This window comes from Lutispora thermophila DSM 19022 (assembly GCF_900142105.1).
Lineage (GTDB): Bacteria > Bacillota > Clostridia > Lutisporales > Lutisporaceae > Lutispora > Lutispora thermophila.
The window spans coordinates 1-3,436 of sequence record NZ_FQZS01000056.1 but is presented as its reverse complement, the minus strand read 5'-3'; the positions used below and the strand labels follow the sequence as shown (position 1 = coordinate 3,436).

The 3,436-nt window shown below is 28.0% G+C and carries 2 protein-coding genes and 1 pseudogene; all 3 read right to left on the bottom strand.

What is annotated here, in order from left to right; genetic code table 11:
* Positions 1 to 285: 285 nt before the first annotated feature.
* Positions 286 to 774: pseudogene (locus BUB48_RS17355) on the bottom strand (TOPRIM nucleotidyl transferase/hydrolase domain-containing protein); the annotation flags it as partial.
* Positions 775 to 936: 162 nt separating this feature from the next.
* Complete coding sequence (locus BUB48_RS17350; protein WP_073028207.1) at positions 937 to 2,811, bottom strand: deoxyguanosinetriphosphate triphosphohydrolase family protein; 1,875 nt, start codon at positions 2,809 to 2,811, stop codon at positions 937 to 939.
* Positions 2,812 to 2,951: 140 nt separating this feature from the next.
* Positions 2,952 to 3,344 carry a helix-turn-helix domain-containing protein gene (locus BUB48_RS17345; RefSeq protein ID WP_073028204.1) on the bottom strand — a complete coding sequence of 131 codons (393 nt, stop codon included), beginning with the start codon at positions 3,342 to 3,344 and terminating at the stop codon, positions 2,952 to 2,954.
* Between the last annotated feature and the right edge of the window lie 92 nt (positions 3,345 to 3,436).

Here is a 3,436-nt window from a genome sequence, read left to right as displayed (position 1 = left end):
AAGAGATAGGAGCAGATAATTTACTTTTCTAACAATTTGACTGTTATGTTAATTATATATGATAAGTTCTGTATATGGCAAACTGTCACAAATATAGATAAAATATATTTATCTGCCTATTTTGCCCATATTATTCTATCTTAAATGTATAAGAAGAATAATATGGGCAAACTATATACATATATTAGTTGTTTATTTGCCATTAATAAAATGAATATTTGTTGTAAGTATAAAAAGTGCTTTACTTTAATAGAACAAAGTTTATTATATTTTTTTGTGTATTGATTAATGATTGTCTTCACTTACTGCTACTAATTCTGCAGGATTAGAGATATTATCCAGAGATAAAGCAAAAGAATCTTTAAACACTTGTTCCATTATTGATTTCCATGATTCATTTATGCTTTCCCAGTCTTCTTTCCAATTATTTTTAATAAAGCTATAAGCGGTATAAGGTTTTTCATTTGATGGAGGTTTATAGCCTAGAACATCTTCTACACATTTATTTAACATAATACGTCTTGATTCATCTCCTATAGCATCTAATATAGGTTTATTATATGATTCAGCTTTTTCATTACCGACATCACTATCATGTATTACTATAGGTTTTATACCCATAGCTTGCAAATACTTAACCAAAGATATAATAGCAGCTTTTCCGTGGGCTTTAATGATTTGCCAGTTTTGTAATATATCTTTTCTTACTATTTCTGGCATTCTTGATATTGTTTCTCTTAAAACAATATCTTCTGTGTCACCTTCAATGATTAGTACCTTTTTACTATGTCAGGATTATTTGCGGAAAAAAGTCCTTACGGATCTTTTTGAATAGTATATTTTGTAAGGTAGAAAGCTTGAAGGTATTCTATTTATAAATTACTTGCTGAAGAAAAAACATATTAAATTTGATTATAATTTATAAATCAATCTTCCTTACTTATAAATAGAATTATATTCATTCAATGCATAATTATCAGTCATACCTGAAATGTAATCTGTAATATTTCTTACCAATATTTTTCTCTTGTTGATATATTCTTCATCAGGCTCTTCCGATAGATCTTTAAAGCATATTTGTCTGAACTCATCTGCTATTAGTTTTGGGTTTCCGTTAATAAAATCAATAACATTGTCACTTATTTTCTTGATATCTCTATAAATTCTGATAAGTGTACCTTTATGCAATAGCTTAGGATTATTGTAATATGCTTCGAATAAAAAACGAATGATTAAGTCTGCTTTATTATCAAATTTTGTAACTTCTAAGCTGTTTATTACTCTTTTTGAGATAATCCTGTCAAGATAATCATTAATAAAAGCTCCCTCAGGTGAAAAAGATATTAACTTTTTATCAAATCTATGATGTTCAAGATAGAAAAAAGTAGGTTCATAACTATTGATTCTTTTCTCAGATTCTGTAACAACATCATTTATAAAATAGCTAATTATTGAAGAAACAATACGAGATCTTAATATATCATCTCTATCAGGATAAATTCTATTTTTAATTTCAAATTCATCACGTTCATTTTTTAAAAATATAATTGTATCTTGAAGGGATTTTAATTTTTTTAGTTCAAAAAAAGATATTAATTCATCATATGTCAAGTAATTAGAAGCAAAAGAGTCATCTAAATCATGTCCTCTTTGTGCTATCTCGTCTGCAATAGCAACAATTTGGCCTTCAAGTGTAGTAGGAAAATCATAGTCTAAGAAAAGGTATTCTATTTCACCATTTACCAAAAACTCAGATATGCTGTAACATTCATCTGGATGATATTTTGGCTCTCCATAATCATTTAGTTTTACTTTAGTATGCTTTAGTACCCCTTCTAACACTTGGTATGATAAGTCTAAGCCTTCAAATTCCAGATACTTTTCTTCTAGGTACGATAAAACTCTTACACTTTGAAAATTATGTTTAAATCCACCAAAGCCATTGAATTCAGGCATATCTCCATTTTTTATAATTTCAATTTTATTCTTCAAAATATTATCTAGAGTTCTTTCTCCTTGATGGCCAAAGGGAGTATGTCCAAAATCATGAGCTAATGCAATAGCTTCTGTTAAATCAAGATTAAGATTTAATCTTTGAGCTATACCACGTGCAATTTGAGAAACTTCAAGTGTATGTGTCATTCTAGTTCGATAGTGGTCACCTTTTGATGAAGTAAATATTTGTGCCTTATCAACTAACCTACGCATAGCTTTAGAATGAATGATGCGCTCTCTATCCCTTTGAAATTCTCCCCTTGATTTATCCTTTTCTAAAATGCCTATAGCTCGTCTACAGTGTTCATTCTTTTGGCTGAATTTATGTAATTTTGCTTCACTTTCAAGTTCATCATAACATTGATCGGAGTATTTAATAATTACAGGTTTATATGGTTTTTCTGTTGAATGTTTAAGTTGAGTAATTAATGAGTCGGAGTATTCTAAACTCACATATGAGTTTCTTTTGAAGTCATTTTTAAGGTCCAATCCGGAACTATCAATAAAATTATTAATAACAAGTTCACTATTTATATCTCCATTAATTTTGTAATTAATTGAATTACTGTTTTCTTTTATTTTACATTCACCTATAAAAATCTTATTAGCTTTATATTTATCATCATAGCTATGTTCAAAAATAATAAATATAATATTATAATCTTCATTTTTATCAAGTGATTCAATAGTTTCTTTGTCAGCTAAGCTACAAGGATTATAATACCTATATATGTTATTATTGAAACTATCTTTGATAAAATTTATAATATTGCTCTCATCATGTTTTATTTTCACAATTATAAAAGGTTTAGACATTTTATACTTCCCCCCGTAACTAAAGATTAATAATGTTCGACAAAAATCTACATATTTATACCACTATATACAGCATTTTCCGCACTTAAGTCAAAAAAAATATATCCGTTTTGGATAATATTTTTTTCTACCTTTTTTGCCTATATAGCTTCCGAGGTGGCGGAGCTTTCCTTATCTCCTTGATTTAATTTAGCTCTTGTCTCCAAGTACTTAGCATAATCATTAAACATTTTCTTTTCCTCATCTGGCAAGCTCTCATATATTCTTTCAATATCACTGGGTGGCTTAATAGACACTTCACCTTTTTTAATTAATTCATTTATCGGCTCCTTGATATCTGTTAATCCTAGTAAGTAATCAATTGATACATTAAAGAACTTTGATAGTTTAACTAAGTTCTCTTGATCAGGGAATCTTTCATTTATTTCATATCTACCTATTGTGGGTCTTGAAACATTTAATACTTTTGCCAATTCTTCTTGTGTGATATTCTTTTCTGTTCTCAGTTTTTTTAATATACTACCAAAGTCCATCAAATCACCCCTATATAGAATATATCATCAAATGATAAATATGAAATACAATGTTCCAATAAGTCACAATACCAGTAAAAATGATTGACAAT

What these genes read in the sequence shown, in the direction of transcription:
- BUB48_RS17350 (WP_073028207.1), bottom strand. Translation starts at nt 2,811, where the DNA reads ATGTCTAAACCTTTTATAATTGTGAAAATAAAACATGATGAGAGCAAT.
- BUB48_RS17345 (WP_073028204.1), bottom strand. Translation starts at nt 3,344, where the DNA reads ATGGACTTTGGTAGTATATTAAAAAAACTGAGAACAGAAAAGAATATC.